Source organism: Lysobacter enzymogenes, assembly GCF_900106525.1.
GTDB classification, from domain to species: domain Bacteria; phylum Pseudomonadota; class Gammaproteobacteria; order Xanthomonadales; family Xanthomonadaceae; genus Lysobacter; species Lysobacter enzymogenes.
This window is the reverse complement of record NZ_FNOG01000011.1, coordinates 1-17,081: the sequence shown is the minus strand read 5'-3', so window position 1 is coordinate 17,081 and position 17,081 is coordinate 1. Positions and strand designations below refer to the sequence as shown.

Here is a 17,081-nt window from a genome sequence, read left to right as displayed (position 1 = left end):
CGCGGCCGCTGCGGCGGCCGCGCCTTTTGTTTGTGTTGGGTTCTGATGCGTCTGAGCGCAAAGCGTCGGGCCTGAAGGCCCTCCCACAGGAAGGTGTGGGAGGGTCTTCAGGCCCGACGCTTTTATATCCGCCCGAATCGAACCGGCACTGCGAACTCGCGACCGCAGTCGCAGCGCCGCCCTACCCTGCGCGCAGTACGCTTGCGCCTGTCGCTCTCCAGGGTCCGCCCATGCTCCGCCCCACTGTGCTTTGCCTCGCGCTGTGCGCGCTCACGGCTTGCGCCTCGCTGGCGCCGCTGCCGGTCAAACCCGGCGACCCCAGCGCCTGCGCCGAGCGCCGCCAGGACCGCGTGCTGTTCGGCATGAACAGCCCCGACGGCCCGGTCAGCGAGGCGCAGTGGCAGGCGTTCCTGGCCGAGTTCGTCACCCCGCGCTTCCCGGCCGGCCTTACCGTCTACCAGGCCAAGGGCCAGTGGCGCGGCGACAGCGGCCAGGTCGAACAGGAAGACTCGCGCGCGATCGACCTGATCCACGAGGACACGGCCGAGGAACGCAAGCGCGTGGTCGAGATCGCCGACGAGTACAAGCGGCGCTTCAAGCAGGAAGCGGTATTGATCGTGAGTTCGCCGGTGCGTGCGTGCTTCGCGATGGCGGCGCGGCCGGGCGGGCGGGTCGGTTAGTTCGTCGCGACGGAGCGGAAAGCGTCGGGCCTGAAGGCCCTCCCACAACAGCGGCCCGTCGCGGCTCGCGCTTTTGTGGGAGGGCCTTCAGGCCCGAGGCTTTTGTTTCAGGCCAGGCCGAACCTCAGCGCTTGAACTCGGTCGGCCGTTCCAGCTGCCACACTGCATCGGCCAGATCCGCCGCCTTCGCCGTCAGCACCGCCTGCGCATCGGCCACGCCGCGGTTTTTGTGGGAGGGCCTTCAGGCCCGAGGCTTTTGTTTCAGGCCAGGCCGAACCTCAGCGCTTGAACTCGGTCGGCCGTTCCAGTTGCCACACTGCATCGGCCAGATCCGCGGCCTTCGCCGTCAGCACCGCCTGCGCATCGGCCACGCCGCGGTTGTAGTAGTACGCACCCAGCTCTTCGGACAGGAAGTCGAGCAGGAACTCCGCGTCGAAGCGGCCGATCGGCTGCTTCAGCTCTTCGGTGAAATAGCGCTGCAGCTTGGCCACCAGCAGCGCCTTTTCCTGATCGTCGAACCGGATCGTATCCACCGTCGCATCGCTCCTGTCGCGGCAGCGCGGGCTTACGCCTTCGACGGGCCGTCGATGCGGCGACTCCAATCCTCGACTTCGCCGCGCGCGAGCCGGGCCTCGACCAGCTTGCGCCACGACGGCACCAGCGGCAAGGCCAGCGCGGCCTGCAATTCTTCGCGTTCGAGCGTGCGCACGAACAGCATCGTCGCGATGCGTTGCAGCGACCAGCGCGGCCACGGGCGCTCCAGCAGAATCAGGCGGTCGCCGGCTTCGGCCTCGCCGGTTTCGAGCACCCGGTAGTACCAGCCGGTGCGGCCGTTGGCCTGCATCCGCCGCGCCATGTCGGCCACGCCGAAGCGGTCGTTGAGTTTCCAGCACGGCTGCCGCGCCTGGCTGACTTCCAGCAGCGCGCCGCCGAAGCGGTAGCGATCGCCCAGGCACACCTGCGCCTCGGTCAGGCCTTCGCTGCTGAGGTTCTCGCCGAACGCGCCGGGCGCGTCGAGCAGCGCGTGCGCGCCGAGTTCCTCGCGCCACAGGCGGTAGTGCTCGCGCGGATAGTGGTGCACGGCCTTGTCCGGGCCGCCGTGCACGCGCAGGTCGCCCTGCTCGTCGCCGTCCAGGCCGGTTTCGCCGATGCGCACGCGGCCGCGCAGCGGCCGCTTGTCGATCCCGCTGCGGCTGCCCGGCCGGGTGTAGGGCACGGCGCGGCCGCACAGCAGCGCGGCCACTTCCACGCCGGTGTCGCTGGCTTGCATGCAACTCTCCACTGCAAGCGCCGGCCGCTCGCGCGGCCGGCGCGTCCGGGCTCAGCCCAGGTCGGACAGGGCCGCACCGTAGTTGATGTGGAACACCTGGCCCTGCATCACCAGGGCCGGCACCGAAGCCACGCCGGCGGCGCGGGCTTCGGCGATCCGCGCCGAGGCTTCGCCCAGGTGCACGACTTCGACCTCGAAGCGCTGGCGGTCGATGGCTTCGGCCACCTGCTGTTCGGCGGCCACGCAGACCGGGCAACCGGCATGAAAGAACACGGCTTTCTGACGCATACTGGAATCTCCTCTTGCTTGCTCTTAGACGGGTGGTGAGAGGAAGGGCGGCGCGCCGATGCCAGTCGGCCGCCGCCCGCCTATTCCGCGCTCGCGGAATGTCTGCGCGGCGGCGTACGGCCGCTGCGCGATGTCTTGTCGTTGTGGTCGTCGCTGCTGTCGTCGGCACCGAGAAGGGCGACGCCGGCGCGGAACCGCTGCGCGACCGCGTCCGCTGCGCTCATGCCCACATCCATGCCGCGCGGCCGTTGCTCGGCGCAGTCCACGCGCAGTTGCGCATCGCCGAACGCGGCGCCGACCAGCGCGCAGTAATGCGGCGACTCGCCGCCGCCCGCGAACGGACGGAAGAATTCGCAACCCGCGCAGGTGCGCAGCCCGGTCGCCAGGCCGTCGCGCTGGGCCTGCAGGATCAGCAATTGCAGCGAGCGCGAGAACGCGGCCAGATCGTCCGGCGCCAGCGTTGCCAGCAGCCGCTCGCCGGTGCCGCCGCGGGCGCGGCTGCGGCGCAGCCAAGCCAGCCCGCGCCGGCTCGGATGCACGCGCACCGCTCGGCCGTCGTCGGGATCGCGCGCGCGCCGCACCAGCTCGCGCGCCTCCAGCGCGGCGATGGTGTCGCTGGCGCTGGCCGCGCTGACGCCCAGCCGCTGCGCCAATTCGCCCACGCGCCAGCCGCGCTTGTCCTCGCCCAGCAGTTCCAGCAGCGCGCGCTGCGCCGGATGCAGCGCGTGCTCGTCCGGCTCGCGCCACTGCTGCGCGCGCAGCAGCCCGGCCAGGCGCTCCAGGCCCAGGGCGGTTTGGCGCAGGTGGTAGGCGGGATCGCTCATGGCCATATTATTAGGACTCCTAAATAATTTGGTCAAGCGCTTTCCCGCTCGCGGTTTTCGCGCGGGCAAAAAGAAAGCCCCGCCGGAGCGGGGCTTTCGGATGACGCTACCGCGGGTTACGCGATCAGAACTTGTACTGAGCCGCGATGCCGAACAGGTCGGCGTGGCCCTTGAACTTGCCGACCAGGGTCGAACCGCTGGTGGACACCACGTTCACGTCCGGGCTGTCGATCTGGATGCGGGTGTAGGCCGCGTCGACGCTGATGTGCTCGTTCGCGTTCCAGGTCAGGCCGACCGAGTACAGGGTACGGTCGTTGTCGGGCAGACGCGGGGTGCGGTGGGTGTCGTTGGTCGGGGTTTCGTCCTTGGCGACGCCGCCGCGCAGGGTGAAACGATCGTTGAGATCGTACTCGGCGCCCAGCGCGTACATCATGGTGTCTTCCCACTGGAACGACTCCTGCGCCACCGGCGTGCCATTGGCGCGCACGATGTTGACCGCCTGCAACGAATGCCAATCGGTCTTCTGCGCGTCGAACATCATGCGGAACTGTTCGGTGAACGCGTAGGAGACGCTCAGCGTGTCGGTGCTCGGGGTGGTCAGCTTGGCGCCGCCCGGACCGGTGTCGTACTGGGTGATGCGGGCGGCGCCCAGCAGCGCGGACACGTTGCCCGGCTTGGTGAAGGTGACGGTGCCTTCCAGATCGTGGTCGATTTCCGAGCGGTGCGAGTAGCCGATCGACAGGCGGTCGGTCGGCTTCCACTGGAAGCCCAGGATCCAGCCGATGCCGTTGTCGTCGCCCTTGACCTTGACGGTGCCGTCGTTCTTCTGCGGGCCGAACGGCGCGGCGACCGGGTTCGGGGTCAGGCAGGCCGCCGGCGAAACGCGGCAGATGGCCGAACCGAAGTCCACGGCGTTGGTCAGGGTGGCTTCGGCGCGCTCGTAGATGAAGCCGGCGCCGACCGAGAAGCGGTCGGTGAGCTTGACCGCGGCCGACAGGGTCAGGTCGATGGTCTTCACTTCCGACTCGAGCGCGTTGTAGCGGCCGACCCAGCCGTTCTCGTATTCGGTCTTCAGGCCGAACGGCGCGCTGAGCTGAGCGCCGAGGGTGAGCTTCTCGAACGAGCCCGACAGCGGCACCACGATCGACATCGCCGGCACGGCGGTGATGTCGCCCGGGTCGCCGCCGTTGCCGCCGGTCAGCGGACGCGCCAGCGGCGAGCCGGCCGCGGCGGTGCCGCCGCCGCTGAACTTCGCGGTCAGATCGATCGCGGTCACATCGGCACGAATGGTGGTCGTGTCGATGTTCACCATAGCCGCCGGATTGTTCGAGACGACCGAGGCGTCCTTCTCAGCGACGGCGCTGCCGGCAAAGGCGCGGCCCTGATTCTTGACGCTGTTCTCGCGAATCTGGAAACCGGTCGCGCTGGCCGAGCCGAAGCTGATGACGCCGGCCACGCCCAATGCGATCGCGGTCAGGCGGATATAGCGGTGTGAGGGTTGCATGCGTGTATTCTCCGTTGGAGTATTTTTTCGTCTGTCGCGGCCGTGTGCATGGAGCCGCAAGCGCGGACTCCGATACCGCCGGAAACCCCTCCCGACGTACGACGCCGTATGCACTATAGCGCGGCCGTTAACCGAACGCTAACAATACGCCCAACCGGGCAAATTCGTCTCGTACCGATGTCGCAAACCCTGCTGTTACAGACACTTACATTAAGTTTCTGCCTGAATAGGGCAGATGCGATCGGACCGCTGCGGAGCTGACGCCGTGTTCGTCGCCATTCCCTCGCGCGAGCGCGCCCGACTGCGGTGGGCGACGCCGTTGTTGTTCGCCTTGCTGTGGATCAGCTTCATCGTTTCGGCCGTGGTCCTGCCCGATCCGGAGCAGCGCCGGCTGATGGTGGAATGGGGCGCGCTGTCGGGCGGGCTGTCCTCGCCGGAAGCGTGGTGGAACGCGATCCGCGACGGCAGCGCGCTGCGCCTGTTCAGCGCGCTGTTCCTGCACGCGGACTGGGCGCACCTGCTCGGCAACCTGGTGTTCCTGCTGATCTTCGGCCTGCCGGCCGAGCGCGCGATGGGGCCGTGGCGGCTGCTCGCGCTGTTCCTGTTCGGCGGTGCGGTCGCCAACCTGGCGGCGGTGATCGCCATCGCCACGCCGGACCGGCTGATCATCGGCGCCAGCGGCGCGGTGTCGGCGCTGATCGGCGCGTATCTCGCGCTGTTCCCCAGCGCCAAGCTCGGCGTGGTGGTGCCGCTGGGCGTGTTCCTGCAATTCGTCAAAGTGCCCGCGCCGCTGCTGATCGGGGTGTGGGCGCTGCTGCAAGTGGTGTTCACCTTCATCGGCCCGGCGTTCGGCGCGGTGGCGTGGTCGGCGCATCTGGCCGGCTTCGCCTTCGGCGGCGCGTTCGCGCTGATCGCCCGCGCCGGCATCGCCCGGCGGCTGCGGCGCAAGCGCGGGTATTGAGCGCTCAGCTCAGGGAATCGGCCGCGGTCCGGACCGAGGTCCGCTCTTGACTCGCCGGTTCCCGGCCCCACGCTATTAGAGCGTCCGCGCGGCGCTCGTTCGATTCTCCATTCCCTTCGTTGCCGATCCCGCCATGTCGACGCTCTACAAAGTCACCTTCCTCAACGCCGGCAAGATCTACGAGCTGTACGCGCGCAAGATCGGCGCGGGCACGCTGTGGGGCTTCACCGAGATCAGCGAGCTGGTGTTCGACGTGCACGACGGGCTGGTGGTGGATCCCACCGAGGAGCGGCTGCGCGACGAGTTCGGCAACACCCGCGTGCTGCATCTGCCGATGCAGAGCATCGTGCGGATCGAGGAAGTCGAGCGCAAAGGCCAGTCGGCGATCCGCGACGCTGCCTCGGGCGAGCGCGTGGTCACGCCGTTTCCGCTGCCGGCCAAGCCGCCGCGCTGAGGCGCGAAGCAAGGGCTTTTGTGGGAGGGACTTCAGCCCCCGATGCTTTTGTCCCACATCGCTGCGATCCGGCCGAAGAGCGTCGGGACTGAAGTCCCTCCTACAAAAGCGCGTTACTCGGTTGGAAAAACAAAACGCCCGGCCTAGGCCGGGCGTTTTCGCAACCGCTGAAGCGCGGCGTCAGCGCTTGGGTTCGACCGCTTTGGGTTCCGCCGCTTTCGGATCGGCTGCCTTCGGGTCGACGGCTTTCGGTTCGGCCGCCTTGGAATCGACGCCTTTCGCTTCGGCCGCTTTCGCGCCGACTGCCTTGGGTTCGGCCGCCTTGGATTCGGCCGCTTTCGCTTCGGCGGCTTTCGCCTCGGCCGCCTTGCGCTTCCCCGCCGACGCCTTGGCCTGCGCGTCCGCGCGCGCGGTCGCTCCCGGCGTCTTCAGTTCCGCCAGCGCCGACGCGATCGGCGCGTCGCCTTCGAGCACTTCGCCGGCATTGCTGCCCGGCGTGCCTTCTTCGTCGCCGTGCAGGTGGCCCGGCAACGCCGCTTCGGTGTAGCTAGGACGCTCGTCCTTGTCCTTCTTCGGCGCGCGCAAGACCACGTCGGGCACGATGCCCAGCGCCTGGATCGATTTGCCGCTGGGCGTGTAGTAACGCGCGGTGGTGAGCTTGACCGAGTCGCCGTTGTCCAGCGGCAGCACGGTCTGCACCGAGCCCTTGCCGAAGGTGCGGCTGCCGACCACGCGGCCGCGGCCGTTGTCGCGCAGCGCGCCGGCCAGCACTTCCGAGGCGCTGGCCGAACCGGCGTCGACCAGCACCACCAGCGGCGCGCCGTCGAGCATGTCGCCGGGGGTGGCGCTGAATTCGGCGTCGCTGATGGCGATGCGGCCGCGGGTGCTGACGATCTTGCCGCGTTCGAGCAGGTCGTCGGCGATCTGCACCGCCGAGGTCAGCAGGCCGCCGGGATTGCTGCGCAGGTCCAGCACCAGGCCGCGCAGCTTGCCGCCGGACTGTTCCTTGAGCTTGCGCAGATGGGTTTCGAAATCGGCCGCGGTGTCGGCCTGGAACTGGGCCAGGCGCAGGTAGCCGTAACCCGGTTCGAGCATGCGGCTCTTGACGCTGGCCACGCGGATGGTCTCGCGCGCCACGGTCACGTCGAACGGCTTGTCGCGGCCTTCGCGCACGATGGTCAGCACCACCTTGCTGCCGGCCGGGCCGCGCAACGGGCCGGAGCTGTCGCCTTCGTCGACCTTGAACGGCTTGCCGTCGATCGCGGTGATCAGGTCGCCGGCCTTGATCCCGGCGCGCGCGGCCGGGGTGTCGTCGATCGGCGAAATCACCCGCAGCGTGCCGTCGGGCTGGCGCTGCAGCTCGACGCCGATGCCTTCGTAGTTGCCGCGCGATTGTTCGTCGAAGCTCTCCGCGTCGGCCTTGTCGAAATAGACGCTGTGCGGGTCGAGGTCGAACAGCAGGCCGCGGATCGCCGAATGCATGAGCTTGGCGTCGTCGACCGGTTCGACGTAGGCCTGCTTGACCGCGTTGTAGACCGCGACGTAGCGGCGGATCTCGTCGATCGGCACCTTGGAGTCGCTGTCGTCCTTGCCGGTCTTGGCGCTGCGCTTGCCCGGCGCTTGCGCCGGTGCGGCCGGGTCGCCGTCTTGCGCGTCGGCGTCGTCCGCATCGTCGGCGGGCGCGGGTTGAGACGCGGCGGGCGGCGCCTGCACCGGTGCGGCGGGCGGGGTCGCCTGCGCCGGCGGCGCGGGCTGCTGCTGGGCCAGGGCCGGCACGGCGCCCAGCGCCAGGGCGAGCGGAAGCAGGCTACGCAGGGGGTGACGCAGGGACATGCACGACGCTCCGAAGCGGATGGCGGTTGGACCGCGCGCAGCGGTCCGTGGCGGTCAGACCGCGCCAGGCGGCCTGAGGTTCGGTCGATTATCTGCGCACGTTAAGCGGGGCGCTTGCAAGCTTTCGTTAAAACCCCGGCGCCGGCCGTCCGTATCGCGACGCCGCGCCCCAGACGGTAGGCGCGGCGCAAGCCACGACCGCTAAAGCGCAAACTGCGCCGCAACTTCGAAGCCGCCGCGCCACTGGTCCGCCGCCCAAACCCTCAGCGCCGCAACCACACGCTCGGATTGACCGGCTGCCCGCCGCGGCGCAGTTCGAAATACAGCGCCGGCCGGCCGTGCCCGCCGGAGCTGCCGACCGTGGCGATGGCGTCGCCCTTCTTGACCGTCGCGCCGGCGTCCTTGAGCAAGGCGTCGTTGTTGGCGTACAGGCTCATGTAGCCGTTACCGTGATCGACGATCAGCAGCAGGCCGTAGCCGGTCATCCATTCCGAATAGACCACGGTGCCGTCGCCGACCGCTTTGACCGTGGCGCCGGCCGCCGCGCCGATCAGCAGGCCTTCGCTGCTGCGGCCGTCGGGCATGGTGCCGCCGAAGCCGGCCAACAGCGCGCCCGACACCGGCCAGCCCAGGCCGCCGACCTGCGGCGCCGGCGCGCTGGCGACTTGCACCGGCGGCTTGCGCACCGGCGCGGGCTTGCCCTTGGCCGCGGCAGCGGCAGCTTCGCGGGCCTCGCGCGCTTCGCGTTCGGCGCGGGCCTTGGCCGCGGCGCGGCGCTGCGCCTCGGCGCGCGCGGCGGCGGCGCGCAGCTTGGCCAACAACTGCTCGAGCCCCTTGGCGTCGCGGCCGAGCTCGCGCTCGCGGGTGCTGCGGTCTTCGTATTTTTCGTTGATCTGCGCGACGAGAGCGGCGCGATCCTTGCGGTCCTTCTCCAACTGGCCGAGCTGCGAGAGCTGCTGCTTGCGGGTGCTGTCGAGGCTGGCGCGGCGATCAACGATCTCGCGTTCGAGCGCGTCCAGCTCGCGCAACTGCGCGGTGAGTTCGTCGATGCGGCGCGCGCGGTCGCGCTGCAGATAGCCGTGGTAGGTCAGGATGCGGCCGCTGTCGGCGACCCGGTCCTGCGACAGCAGCGCCTTGAGCGGCGCGTCGTTGCCCTGCGCATAGGCGGCGCGCAGCAGTTGTTCGAGTTCCTGGCGGCGCGCGCCGAGGGTTTTCTTGAGCGCGTCGCGCTTGTCCTGGGTCTGCTTGAGCGCGGCGTGCTCGCGCGCCAGCCGGGTCTCGGTGTCGCGCAGCACCCGGTTGGAGCGGCCGACCTGTTCGTCGGCCGCGCGCAGCCGCTGCGCGGCGTCGCCGCGCTGGCCTTCCAGCTTGCGCCGCTCGGCCGCGACCGACTTGAGCTCGGTCTTGACCTTCTCGAGCTTGCGTTCGGTCTCGCGGCTGTTGCCCTGCGCCGCCGCGCGCGCCTGCGGCAAGGCCGGCGGCAGGGCCGCCAACAGCACCAGCAACCACGCGCAGGCGGTGCGCATCAGCCCTCCAGCAGGCTGCGGCCGGTCATCTCCTCGGGCTGCGGCAGCCCGAGCAGATCCAGGATGGTCGGCGCGACGTCGCGCAACGCGCCGCCGGCGCGCAGGCTCGCCTTGCGCGGACCGATGTACACCAGCGGCACCGGGCCGACGGTGTGCGCGGTGTGCGGCTGGCCGGTCGAGGGGTCGCGCATCATTTCCAGATTGCCGTGGTCGGCGGTGATCAGCAGCGCGCCGTGCACGTCCTGCACCGCCGCGGCGATCGCGCCGATGGCCTTGTCCACCGCCTGCGCGGCCTGGATCGCGGCCTGCAGGTCGCCAGTGTGGCCGACCATGTCGGGGTTGGCGATGTTGCAGATCGCCACGTCCACGGCCTGCGTGCGGATCGTCTCGACCAGCTTCGCGGTCACTTCCGGGCAGCTCATTTCCGGCTGCAGGTCGTAAGTGGCGACCTTCGGGCTCGGCACCAGGATGCGGCTCTCGCCGGCGTAGGGCTCTTCGCGGCCGCCGCTGAAGAAGAAGGTGACGTGGGCGTATTTCTCGGTCTCGGCGATGCGCAGTTGGGTCAGGCCTTGCGCGGCCAGCAGTTCGCCGAGCGTGTTGCGCAGGTCGTCGGGGCCGAACGCGACCGGCGCCGGCAGCTTGGCGTCGTACTCGGTCAGGCAGACGAAGCGCGACAGCTTGGGCTGGCGCGCTTCGTAGCCGTCGAAGTTCGGATCGACGAACGCGGCGGTGAGCTGGCGCGCGCGGTCGGCGCGGAAGTTCATGAACACCACCGCGTCGCCGTCGGCCATCGGCTGCGCGTCGCCGATCACGGTGGGGGCGACGAATTCGTCGGTCTCGCCGCGCGCATAGGCCGCGTCCAAGCCTTCCAGCGCGGTCGCGGCGCGGTGCTCGCTCTTGGCTTCGACGATCGCGTCCCAGGCGCGCAGCTGGCGGTCCCAGCGCTTGTCGCGGTCCATCGCGTAGTAGCGCCCGCCGATGCTGGCGATGCGCGCGTTGCCGGCTTCGTCGCAAGCCTGCTGCAAGCGCTGCAGGCTCGGCGCGGCCGACTTGGGCGGCATGTCGCGGCCGTCGAGGAAGGCGTGCACGGCGACCTTCGCCACGCCTTCGCGGCGGGCCAGTTCGATCATCGCGAAGATGTGCCGCTCGTGGCTGTGCACGCCGCCGGGCGAGAGCAGGCCGAGCAGATGCAAGGTGGCGCCGGCGACCTTGGCCGCGGCGCAGGCGGCGCGCAGTTCGTCGTTGGCGTAGAAGCTGCCGTCTTCGATCGCCGCGTCGATCCGGGTCAGGTCCTGATAGACGATGCGGCCGGCGCCCAGGTTCATGTGGCCGACTTCGGAATTGCCCATCTGCCCGTCCGGCAGGCCGACGTGGCGGCCTTCGGTGTGGATCAGGGTGTGCGCCTGGCTGGCCAGCAGGGCGCGCCAGTTCGGCAGCTCGGCCTGGGCCAGGGCGTTGTCGGCCGGATCGTCGCGGTGGCCCCAGCCGTCGAGGATCAGCAGCACTACGGGCTTGGGGCGGGAGGTCGCAGACACGTGGGCGGTTCCTATGACGAAGGGCGGTATGACTAAGGACGGGCGCCGCGGCGCACGGATTGGGCGATTGTAGCGAAGCGCGCGATGAAGCCCCGGGGAACGGTGCCGCAAACGGCGGCGCCAACGACGCTGCGGCCGGCCCGCTCCCGTCCCGCAGATTTTTTCGCCGCGGCGTAAACCGTCCGCACGGCCGCCGCATCACAAGCCTTGCCTACCCGAACAACGGAACCCGCCATGACCCGCACCCGCCTCTCCTTCTGCCTGTCGGCCCTGATCGTCCTGTCCAGCGGCGCCGCCTATGCCGGCGACGACGTCAGCAAGGTCAACGGCAGCATCACCGTCGACGCCGGCCAGACCCGCGGCGACCTGGACACCGTCAACGGCAGCATCCGCATCGGCGACAACGCCTCGGTCGATGAAGCCAAGACGGTCAACGGCAGCATCAGCGTCGGCAACAACTCGCGCGCCAACCGGCTGGAAACGGTCAACGGCAGCATCCGCGCCGGGACCAAGCTCACCGCCAGCGGCAGCCTGGAAACCGTCAACGGCGGCATCTTCGTCGACCGCGGCGGCCGCCTCGGCGGCGACGTGAGCACGGTCAACGGCTCCATCGGCCTGGTCGCCACCGAGCTCAACGGCGGCATCGACACGGTCAACGGCGACGTCACCGTCGGCGTCGACTCGCACGTCAGCGGCGGCATCAAGTACACCAAGCCCAACGGCATCAGCTTCCGCCAGCAGCGCGATCCGGTGGTCATCATCGGGCCGAACGCGCGCGTCGACGGTCCGCTGGTGTTCGAACGTCCGGTCAAGCTGTACGTGCACGCCAGCGCCAAGACCGGCGCGATCCGCGGCGCCACCGCCGTCGCCTTCACCGGCACGACCCCGCCGGGGCAGTAACCGTCCTGCGCCCCCGCCCGGGCGCCCCTTCTCCTGGCCGTGAAGGGCGCCCTGCGCGGGGGCTTCGGCCTCGCGCCGCGAGCGCGCCGCCGGGCGAAGCGGCCGGTTCGGACAAGTCCGGCCCGGCCGTTCAGCGCCATCGCCGCGCAGACCAGCCCCTAGAATGGACCTCCCCCACGCCCCGGCCGCCGGCCGCCCTTGGAGGTTCCACACTTTGTCCCGACCCAATCCGCTGTTCGCCGCGACCTCGCTGGTCGTCGCGACCCTGGCCTTGAGCGCCTGCAACAAACCGCCCGCCGACGGCGCCGCACCGGCGCAGCCGGGCAGCGATGCCGCCGCGACCGCTCCGGCCGCCGCCGACCACGCCTTCGACGCGGCGATCAACGCCGCCGACTTCGCCCAGCACGTCAAAGTCCTGGCCTCCGACGAGTTCGAGGGCCGCGCGCCCGGCAGCGCCGGCGAGGACAAGACCGTCCAGTACCTGGAGGCGCAGTTCAAGCGCCTGGGCCTGAAGCCGGGCAACGGCGACAGCTATTTCCAGACCGTGCCGATGGTGGAAACCACCGCCGACGAAAGCACGGTGCTCAAGCTCGACGTCAAGGGACAGGCGCGCGAGCTGAAGTTCGGCACCGACATGGTCGTGGGCACCCGCACCGGCCAGCCGGAGGTGAAGGTCGAGGCCAGCGACCTGGTGTTCGTCGGCTACGGCGTCAACGCGCCGGAGCAGCAGTGGAACGACTACGCCGGCGTCGACGTCAGGGGCAAGACGGTGGTGATGTTCGTCAACGACCCGGGCTTCCACGGCCAGGACGCGACCTTGTTCGAAGGCAAGCGGATGACCTACTACGGCCGCTGGACCTACAAGTTCGAAGAGGCCGCGCGCCAGGGCGCCAAGGCCGCGCTGATCGTGCACGACGACGCCGGCGCGTCCTACGGCTGGGACGTGGTCAAGAACTCGTGGTCGGGCGCGCAGTTCGACCTGCCGGCCAAGGACGATCCGGAACCGCGCCTGCCGGTGCAGGGCTGGATCACCGCCGACACCGCGCGCAAGTTGTTCGCCGACCTCGGCCAGAACTTCGACCAGCTCTACCAGGCCGCCGGCAAGCGCGGCTTCAAGGCGGTTCCGCTGCAGGCCAAGGCCTCGGTGGATCTGAAGAGCAAGATCAGCGAGAAGTCCTCGCGCAACGTGATCGCGCGCCTGGACGGCGCCAAGCGTCCGGACGAGGCCATCGTCTACATGGCGCACTGGGATCACCTGGGCCACCACAGCGAGGAAGGCGGCCACGAAGGCCACCCCGCGGCGGCCAAGGGCGAAGGCCACGACACCATCTACAACGGCGCGGTCGACAACGCGTCGGGCGTGGCCGGCATCCTGGAAATCGCCGAGGCCTTCAGCAAGCAGACGCCGCCGCCGGACCGCTCGCTGCTGTTCCTGGCGGTGACGCTGGAAGAGTCGGGCCTGCTCGGCTCGAAGTACTACGTCGCCCATCCGACCGTGCCGCTCGACAAGACGGTCGCCGTGATCAACCTCGACGCGATGCCGATCATCGGCAAGTCCAAGGACATGACCGTGGTCGGCTTCGGCAGCTCGGAGCTCGAGGACATCCTCAAGACCGTCGCCGATGGCCAGGGCCGCGTGCTGCATGCCGAGAACACGCCGCAGGATGGCTTCTACTTCCGCTCCGATCACTTCAACTTCGCCAAGGCCGGCGTGCCGGCGCTGTACGCAAAGGGCGGCGACGACCTGCTCGACGGCGGCGTCGAAGCGGGGCAGAAGGCGCAGGTCGATTACCGCGACAAGCGTTATCACAAGCCGGCCGACGAGTTCGATCCGAGCTGGAAGCTCGACGGCGTGGTCCAGGATCTGGACGCGCTGTACGGCGTCGGCAAGATTCTGGCCGGCAACGAACAGTGGCCGAACTGGTACCCGGGCAACGCCTTCCGCGCCGCCCACGACAAGCTGATGGCGCCGGCGAAGAAGTAAGCCGGCGGGCCGCGTTTGCCGCGGCGGACCGGCCCACCGGTCCGGCCGCCTGCGGCCGCAAAGCGATCCGACGACGGCGCCCCTGGGCGCCGTCGTTTTTTCCGCTAGGCTGGAGTCGCCGCGGTGGTGCGGCACGGCCGCAAGGAAGGCCCATGTCGATGACGATCGCGTACTGGTGTCTGCTTGCCGCGGCGCTGCTGCCGTACCTGTGGACCTCCCTGGCCAAGGCCTACGGCCAGCGCTACGACAACCGCGATCCGCGCGGCTGGCAGGCGCGCCAGGAAAACCCGCGCTCCAAGGCCGCGTACGCCGCTCACCTCAACGCCTTCGAGGCCTTCCCGGCGTTCGCCGCGGGCGTGCTCGGCGCGCAGATGGCCGGCGTGGACACCGGCTGGATCGACCTGCTCGCCATCGCCTTCATCGTTTTCCGCGTGCTCCACGGCGTGTTTTACATCGCCGGCAAGCCGCCGCTGCGCAGCGCAGCCTGGGCCGGCGGTTTCCTGTGCGTGGTCGCGCTGCTGGTGCTGGCCGCGCTGGCGGCGATCTGAACCGGCACGCGAACCAAACGCACGGCATGAACGCACGCAGATCGGAATCCACGCAGCGCACGGCCCACGGCCGATGGCGACGGCAGGCCCGCGTCCTCCGCCTCGCGCGCTAGCCATCGCCAGCCGCGCTCCGCCGTCCGCTCTTTCCGCTGCGTCCGTATTTCGAGCCCGTCCATGACCGCCCCGCCGTCCGATCACGAAGAGTTCGCCCGTTCCGTCCGCGCCAGCGGTTTCCGTTTCGTCGCCGGCGCCGACATGCGCGGGCACCTGCTGCAGCACGGCGCGCTCGAGGACTGGGACGCCTTCGCCGCCAGTTGGAACGATCTGGCGCCCGACGCCTACCTGGCCCAGGTCGGCCGCCACCGGCGCCGCCGCCACGCGGTGTTCCGCGCCGGACGCGACGGCGCGATCGAACGCCAGCCGCACCAGCCGCACTACCAGGCGCTGACCTACAACGCTCTGCAAGGCGATATCGAACGCTGGTTCGAACCGGTGCGCGAGCACATCGCCGACGGCGCCAGCCTGCGCACGGTGCTGGGCTTCTGCCGCGACTTCTTCTCCGCGCTGGCGCCGCAGACCGCGGACTGGCACATCGAACTGCACCAGTTCCGCATCGAGGCCGGCCCCGACAACGAAGGCCAGCCCACGCCCGAAGGCGTGCACCGCGACGGCGTCGACTACGTGCTGGTGCTGCTGATCGACCGCCACAACATCGTCAGCGGCACCACCACCATCCACGACCGCGACGGCAGCCTGCTCGGCAGCTTCACCCTGACCGCCCCGCTCGACGCCGCCTTGGTCGACGACGCGCGCGTGTTCCACGGTGTGACGGCGGTGACGCCGCAAGACGCCACCTGCGAGGCGCATCGCGACGTGTTGGTGGTGACGTTCAGGGCGGCCTCCTGAACGCCGCTCCGGCACGTTTGGCCAGGAGCGGCTCACGATCCGCTCGACAGCAGGTCAGGCCGCATCCGCATCGGCGGGGCTAGCCGTTCCGCGCCCCCCTCAGGCCGCCGCGATCAGGTTACTGGCGACGTTGAGCGTCGTGCCGCCCGACGAAATTCCGCCAACATTCCCGATTAAATTGTTGCCGACGATGGTGACCTGCGACGGGTTCTCGTAGAGGTTGATCGCCGATCCTTGCATGTAAGTGATCGCGTTGCCGGTGAACACGACGTTGCGGCTGCTGCCGCGCAGGTACAGCCCTTGGTTTCCGCCGGAGATCGTGTTGCCGGTGATGACGACGTTGCCGCCGCCGATTTCCATCGCGCTGCGGCCCGGCGTTGCGTAGAACTGATTGGCCGAGACCGTCCCGCCCGCCGCCTGCGCGTCGATGCGCAGCGCAGTGTCCTGCAGGCTCGAGAACCAGTTGTCGTTGAACTGGAAATTGGACAGGTAATTGACCTGCACGCCGATCGAGTCGCCGCCGTCGAAGTCGTTCTCCTGCAGCTTCACCGACGGAATCGTCCATTGCGGCGTGCCGTTGAGGCTGACGCTGATGTTGTGCTGGCGCAGACAGATATTGCGACGGAAATAGATGCCTTCGACGTAACCATTGCCCGACAGGGCGGTGCGGCCGTAGTCGAAACGGCAGTCGTACACGGTCAGATCGACCAGGCGGTCGGTGTCTGGTCCGGTACCGCTGATCGAGACATGCGTGCCGAGGCATCGTTCCGAGATCACGTTGTGGACGTAGATCATGTAACCGCGCTCGAACGACATCACATCGAAGATCTTGTTGTCGCCGTAGAAGTAGCAATCGCGCACGGTCACCGTGCTGCACAGGCGCGAGCGGATCATCGCGCCGGCGGAGGCCGCCTGGGCCTTGCCTATCAGGAAGCCGCCGATCTGGATCCGGTCCCAGCGATTGATTCCGTCGCCGAATTGGATCGCGTCGCCAGCACCGCCGTGCAAGAGCGTCGCGTTTTCCCCGCTCAGCCAGATATGGCTGCGCAGGACGCGCAGGGTGCCGTCGACGCGGTAGACGCCGGTCGGAAACTGCACATCGAGGAACACGCCGGGGCGGGTGTCGATCGCGGCCTGAATATAGGCGGTGAGATCGGCGGTACCGGTGCCGTCGAGCACGCCGGCGCACAGCCCTGCTGGGATGAAATCCAGCACCGAAATCCGTTCGCTGGGAGTGGCAGCGGCCGCCAACGCGGTGGTGGGAAATCCGGCCAGGCCGACACCGGCGGAAACGGCGGCGGCGCCTGCGGCGAGTGGGACGGACATGAATTGGCGGCGGTGCATGGGAGCTCCTGGTCTATCGACGTCTGCAGCCGTCTTGGCTGCATTGCCAGGTTGCCGCTTGGAACTCTCAGGAACTGCGATTGATCGAGGTGTGGGGCCGACGAGTCCGAGCTGCAGTTTGAACGATCGCGGCAGAAGTCGGCAGATGCGTGGATTATTTGGATTATCTGCATCCGACCGAAGCGGTTGGCGGGCTCGTCGCGATTCCCGCCCGCGAACGGCCCGTAGCCCACGCCGGCAGTGCCAAGCGCCGCTCGATATTGCGCGGGTTACTGCACGTCGCTCTCGGATGGGTTTTATGTCGCGCAAAAGAAGAAGGCCGGATCCTTTCGGATCCGGCCTTCAGGGTAAAGCCCCTGGCGATGACCTACTCTTGCATGGCTTAAGCCACACTACCATCGGCGCATATGCGTTTCACTTCCGAGTTCGGGATGGGATCGGGTGGTTCCACACAGCTATTATCACCAGGGAGAGGGTGGAGGGTCGCTGGCTTCGGTGTATTGAAGTAGCGCACACGCTCTCGT

Annotated in this window: 17 protein-coding genes and 1 rRNA gene; 8 read left to right on the top strand and 10 right to left on the bottom strand. The window is 69.0% G+C overall.

Annotation, left to right across the window (positions count from 1 at the left end; genetic code table 11):
* The first annotated feature begins 230 nt into the window (after positions 1-230).
* On the top strand, positions 231-680 hold the full coding sequence (locus BLU84_RS22830) for a DUF3574 domain-containing protein (protein WP_074872546.1): 450 nt from the start codon (positions 231-233) through the stop codon (positions 678-680).
* A 278-nt stretch (positions 681-958) separates the two neighbouring features.
* On the opposite strand, the gene BLU84_RS22820 is transcribed toward BLU84_RS22830, so the two are convergent.
* The 5 genes from BLU84_RS22820 to BLU84_RS22800 form a co-directional block, all read right to left on the bottom strand.
* Positions 959-1,213, bottom strand: a complete 255-nt coding sequence (locus BLU84_RS22820) for a DUF2164 domain-containing protein (RefSeq protein WP_074872541.1) — start codon at positions 1,211-1,213, stop codon at positions 959-961.
* Positions 1,214-1,245: 32 nt separating this feature from the next.
* On the bottom strand, positions 1,246-1,950 hold the full coding sequence (locus tag BLU84_RS22815) for an MOSC domain-containing protein (protein WP_074872539.1): 705 nt from the start codon (positions 1,948-1,950) through the stop codon (positions 1,246-1,248).
* Between the two features lie 51 nt (positions 1,951-2,001).
* Positions 2,002-2,238 (bottom strand): thioredoxin family protein, encoded by a 237-nt coding sequence (locus BLU84_RS22810; protein WP_074872537.1) that lies wholly within the window; start codon positions 2,236-2,238, stop codon positions 2,002-2,004.
* Positions 2,239-2,318: 80 nt separating this feature from the next.
* Complete coding sequence (locus BLU84_RS22805) at positions 2,319-3,062, bottom strand: MarR family winged helix-turn-helix transcriptional regulator (protein ID WP_170849231.1); 744 nt, start codon at positions 3,060-3,062, stop codon at positions 2,319-2,321.
* A 124-nt stretch (positions 3,063-3,186) separates the two neighbouring features.
* Positions 3,187-4,566: an OmpP1/FadL family transporter gene (locus BLU84_RS22800; RefSeq protein ID WP_083383039.1), complete on the bottom strand. Its 1,380-nt coding sequence runs from the start codon at positions 4,564-4,566 to the stop codon at positions 3,187-3,189.
* A gap of 265 nt (positions 4,567-4,831) precedes the next feature.
* Here BLU84_RS22800 and BLU84_RS22795 point away from each other — a divergent pair, with 265 nt between their 5' ends.
* The 3 genes from BLU84_RS22795 to BLU84_RS28920 all read left to right on the top strand — a co-directional run bounded on the left by BLU84_RS22795 (position 4,832) and on the right by BLU84_RS28920 (position 6,128).
* Positions 4,832-5,527, top strand: coding sequence for a rhomboid family intramembrane serine protease (locus tag BLU84_RS22795; protein ID WP_074872529.1), 696 nt, complete (start codon positions 4,832-4,834; stop codon positions 5,525-5,527).
* A 133-nt stretch (positions 5,528-5,660) separates the two neighbouring features.
* Positions 5,661-5,981: a DUF1820 family protein gene (locus BLU84_RS22790; RefSeq protein WP_074872525.1), complete on the top strand. Its 321-nt coding sequence runs from the start codon at positions 5,661-5,663 to the stop codon at positions 5,979-5,981.
* Positions 5,982-6,023: 42 nt separating this feature from the next.
* Complete coding sequence (locus tag BLU84_RS28920; RefSeq protein ID WP_425479439.1) at positions 6,024-6,128, top strand: DUF6053 domain-containing protein; 105 nt, start codon at positions 6,024-6,026, stop codon at positions 6,126-6,128.
* Positions 6,129-6,161: 33 nt separating this feature from the next.
* Here the strand turns inward: BLU84_RS28920 and BLU84_RS22785 are convergent, their stop codons facing one another.
* From BLU84_RS22785 to gpmI, 3 genes are all read right to left on the bottom strand, one after another.
* Complete coding sequence (locus tag BLU84_RS22785; protein WP_083383038.1) at positions 6,162-7,814, bottom strand: S41 family peptidase; 1,653 nt, start codon at positions 7,812-7,814, stop codon at positions 6,162-6,164.
* A 263-nt stretch (positions 7,815-8,077) separates the two neighbouring features.
* Positions 8,078-9,340, bottom strand: a complete 1,263-nt coding sequence (locus BLU84_RS22780) for a murein hydrolase activator EnvC family protein (RefSeq protein ID WP_074872522.1) — start codon at positions 9,338-9,340, stop codon at positions 8,078-8,080.
* Complete coding sequence (gene gpmI, locus BLU84_RS22775; protein ID WP_074872519.1) at positions 9,340-10,875, bottom strand: 2,3-bisphosphoglycerate-independent phosphoglycerate mutase; 1,536 nt, start codon at positions 10,873-10,875, stop codon at positions 9,340-9,342. The genes BLU84_RS22780 and gpmI overlap by 1 nt, the downstream gene beginning before the upstream one ends.
* Before the next feature lie 234 nt (positions 10,876-11,109).
* Here gpmI and BLU84_RS22770 point away from each other — a divergent pair, with 234 nt between their 5' ends.
* From BLU84_RS22770 to BLU84_RS22755, 4 genes are all read left to right on the top strand, one after another.
* Positions 11,110-11,775 (top strand): DUF4097 family beta strand repeat-containing protein, encoded by a 666-nt coding sequence (locus BLU84_RS22770; protein WP_074872517.1) that lies wholly within the window; start codon positions 11,110-11,112, stop codon positions 11,773-11,775.
* A 214-nt stretch (positions 11,776-11,989) separates the two neighbouring features.
* Entirely contained in the window at positions 11,990-13,759 is a 1,770-nt protein-coding gene (locus tag BLU84_RS22765) for a M28 family metallopeptidase (protein WP_425479438.1), read from the top strand.
* Positions 13,760-13,911: 152 nt separating this feature from the next.
* Positions 13,912-14,307, top strand: a complete 396-nt coding sequence (locus BLU84_RS22760) for an MAPEG family protein (RefSeq protein ID WP_211664596.1) — start codon at positions 13,912-13,914, stop codon at positions 14,305-14,307.
* A gap of 174 nt (positions 14,308-14,481) precedes the next feature.
* Positions 14,482-15,213 carry a 2OG-Fe dioxygenase family protein gene (locus tag BLU84_RS22755; protein ID WP_074872515.1) on the top strand — a complete coding sequence of 244 codons (732 nt, stop codon included), beginning with the start codon at positions 14,482-14,484 and terminating at the stop codon, positions 15,211-15,213.
* Positions 15,214-15,312: 99 nt separating this feature from the next.
* On the opposite strand, the gene BLU84_RS22750 is transcribed toward BLU84_RS22755, so the two are convergent.
* Both BLU84_RS22750 and rrf read right to left on the bottom strand, forming a co-directional pair.
* Positions 15,313-16,557, bottom strand: a complete 1,245-nt coding sequence (locus tag BLU84_RS22750) for a right-handed parallel beta-helix repeat-containing protein (RefSeq protein ID WP_083383036.1) — start codon at positions 16,555-16,557, stop codon at positions 15,313-15,315.
* A gap of 354 nt (positions 16,558-16,911) precedes the next feature.
* A 5S ribosomal RNA gene (rrf, locus tag BLU84_RS22745) occupies positions 16,912-17,026 on the bottom strand.
* Between the last annotated feature and the right edge of the window lie 55 nt (positions 17,027-17,081).

Excerpts from the sequence above, each read along its gene's own strand:
- BLU84_RS22755 (WP_074872515.1), top strand. The coding sequence starts at position 14,482 with ATGACCGCCCCGCCGTCCGATCACGAAGAGTTCGCCCGTTCCGTCCGC.
- BLU84_RS22750 (WP_083383036.1), bottom strand. The coding sequence starts at position 16,557 with ATGCACCGCCGCCAATTCATGTCCGTCCCACTCGCCGCAGGCGCCGCC.
- BLU84_RS22805 (WP_170849231.1), bottom strand. The coding sequence starts at position 3,062 with ATGAGCGATCCCGCCTACCACCTGCGCCAAACCGCCCTGGGCCTGGAG.
- BLU84_RS28920 (WP_425479439.1), top strand. The coding sequence starts at position 6,024 with ATGCTTTTGTCCCACATCGCTGCGATCCGGCCGAAGAGCGTCGGGACT.
- BLU84_RS22800 (WP_083383039.1), bottom strand. The coding sequence starts at position 4,566 with ATGCAACCCTCACACCGCTATATCCGCCTGACCGCGATCGCATTGGGC.
- BLU84_RS22815 (WP_074872539.1), bottom strand. The coding sequence starts at position 1,950 with ATGCAAGCCAGCGACACCGGCGTGGAAGTGGCCGCGCTGCTGTGCGGC.
- BLU84_RS22770 (WP_074872517.1), top strand. The coding sequence starts at position 11,110 with ATGACCCGCACCCGCCTCTCCTTCTGCCTGTCGGCCCTGATCGTCCTG.
- BLU84_RS22790 (WP_074872525.1), top strand. The coding sequence starts at position 5,661 with ATGTCGACGCTCTACAAAGTCACCTTCCTCAACGCCGGCAAGATCTAC.
- BLU84_RS22830 (WP_074872546.1), top strand. The coding sequence starts at position 231 with ATGCTCCGCCCCACTGTGCTTTGCCTCGCGCTGTGCGCGCTCACGGCT.
- BLU84_RS22810 (WP_074872537.1), bottom strand. The coding sequence starts at position 2,238 with ATGCGTCAGAAAGCCGTGTTCTTTCATGCCGGTTGCCCGGTCTGCGTG.
- BLU84_RS22780 (WP_074872522.1), bottom strand. The coding sequence starts at position 9,340 with ATGCGCACCGCCTGCGCGTGGTTGCTGGTGCTGTTGGCGGCCCTGCCG.
- BLU84_RS22785 (WP_083383038.1), bottom strand. The coding sequence starts at position 7,814 with ATGTCCCTGCGTCACCCCCTGCGTAGCCTGCTTCCGCTCGCCCTGGCG.
- BLU84_RS22760 (WP_211664596.1), top strand. The coding sequence starts at position 13,912 with ATGTCGATGACGATCGCGTACTGGTGTCTGCTTGCCGCGGCGCTGCTG.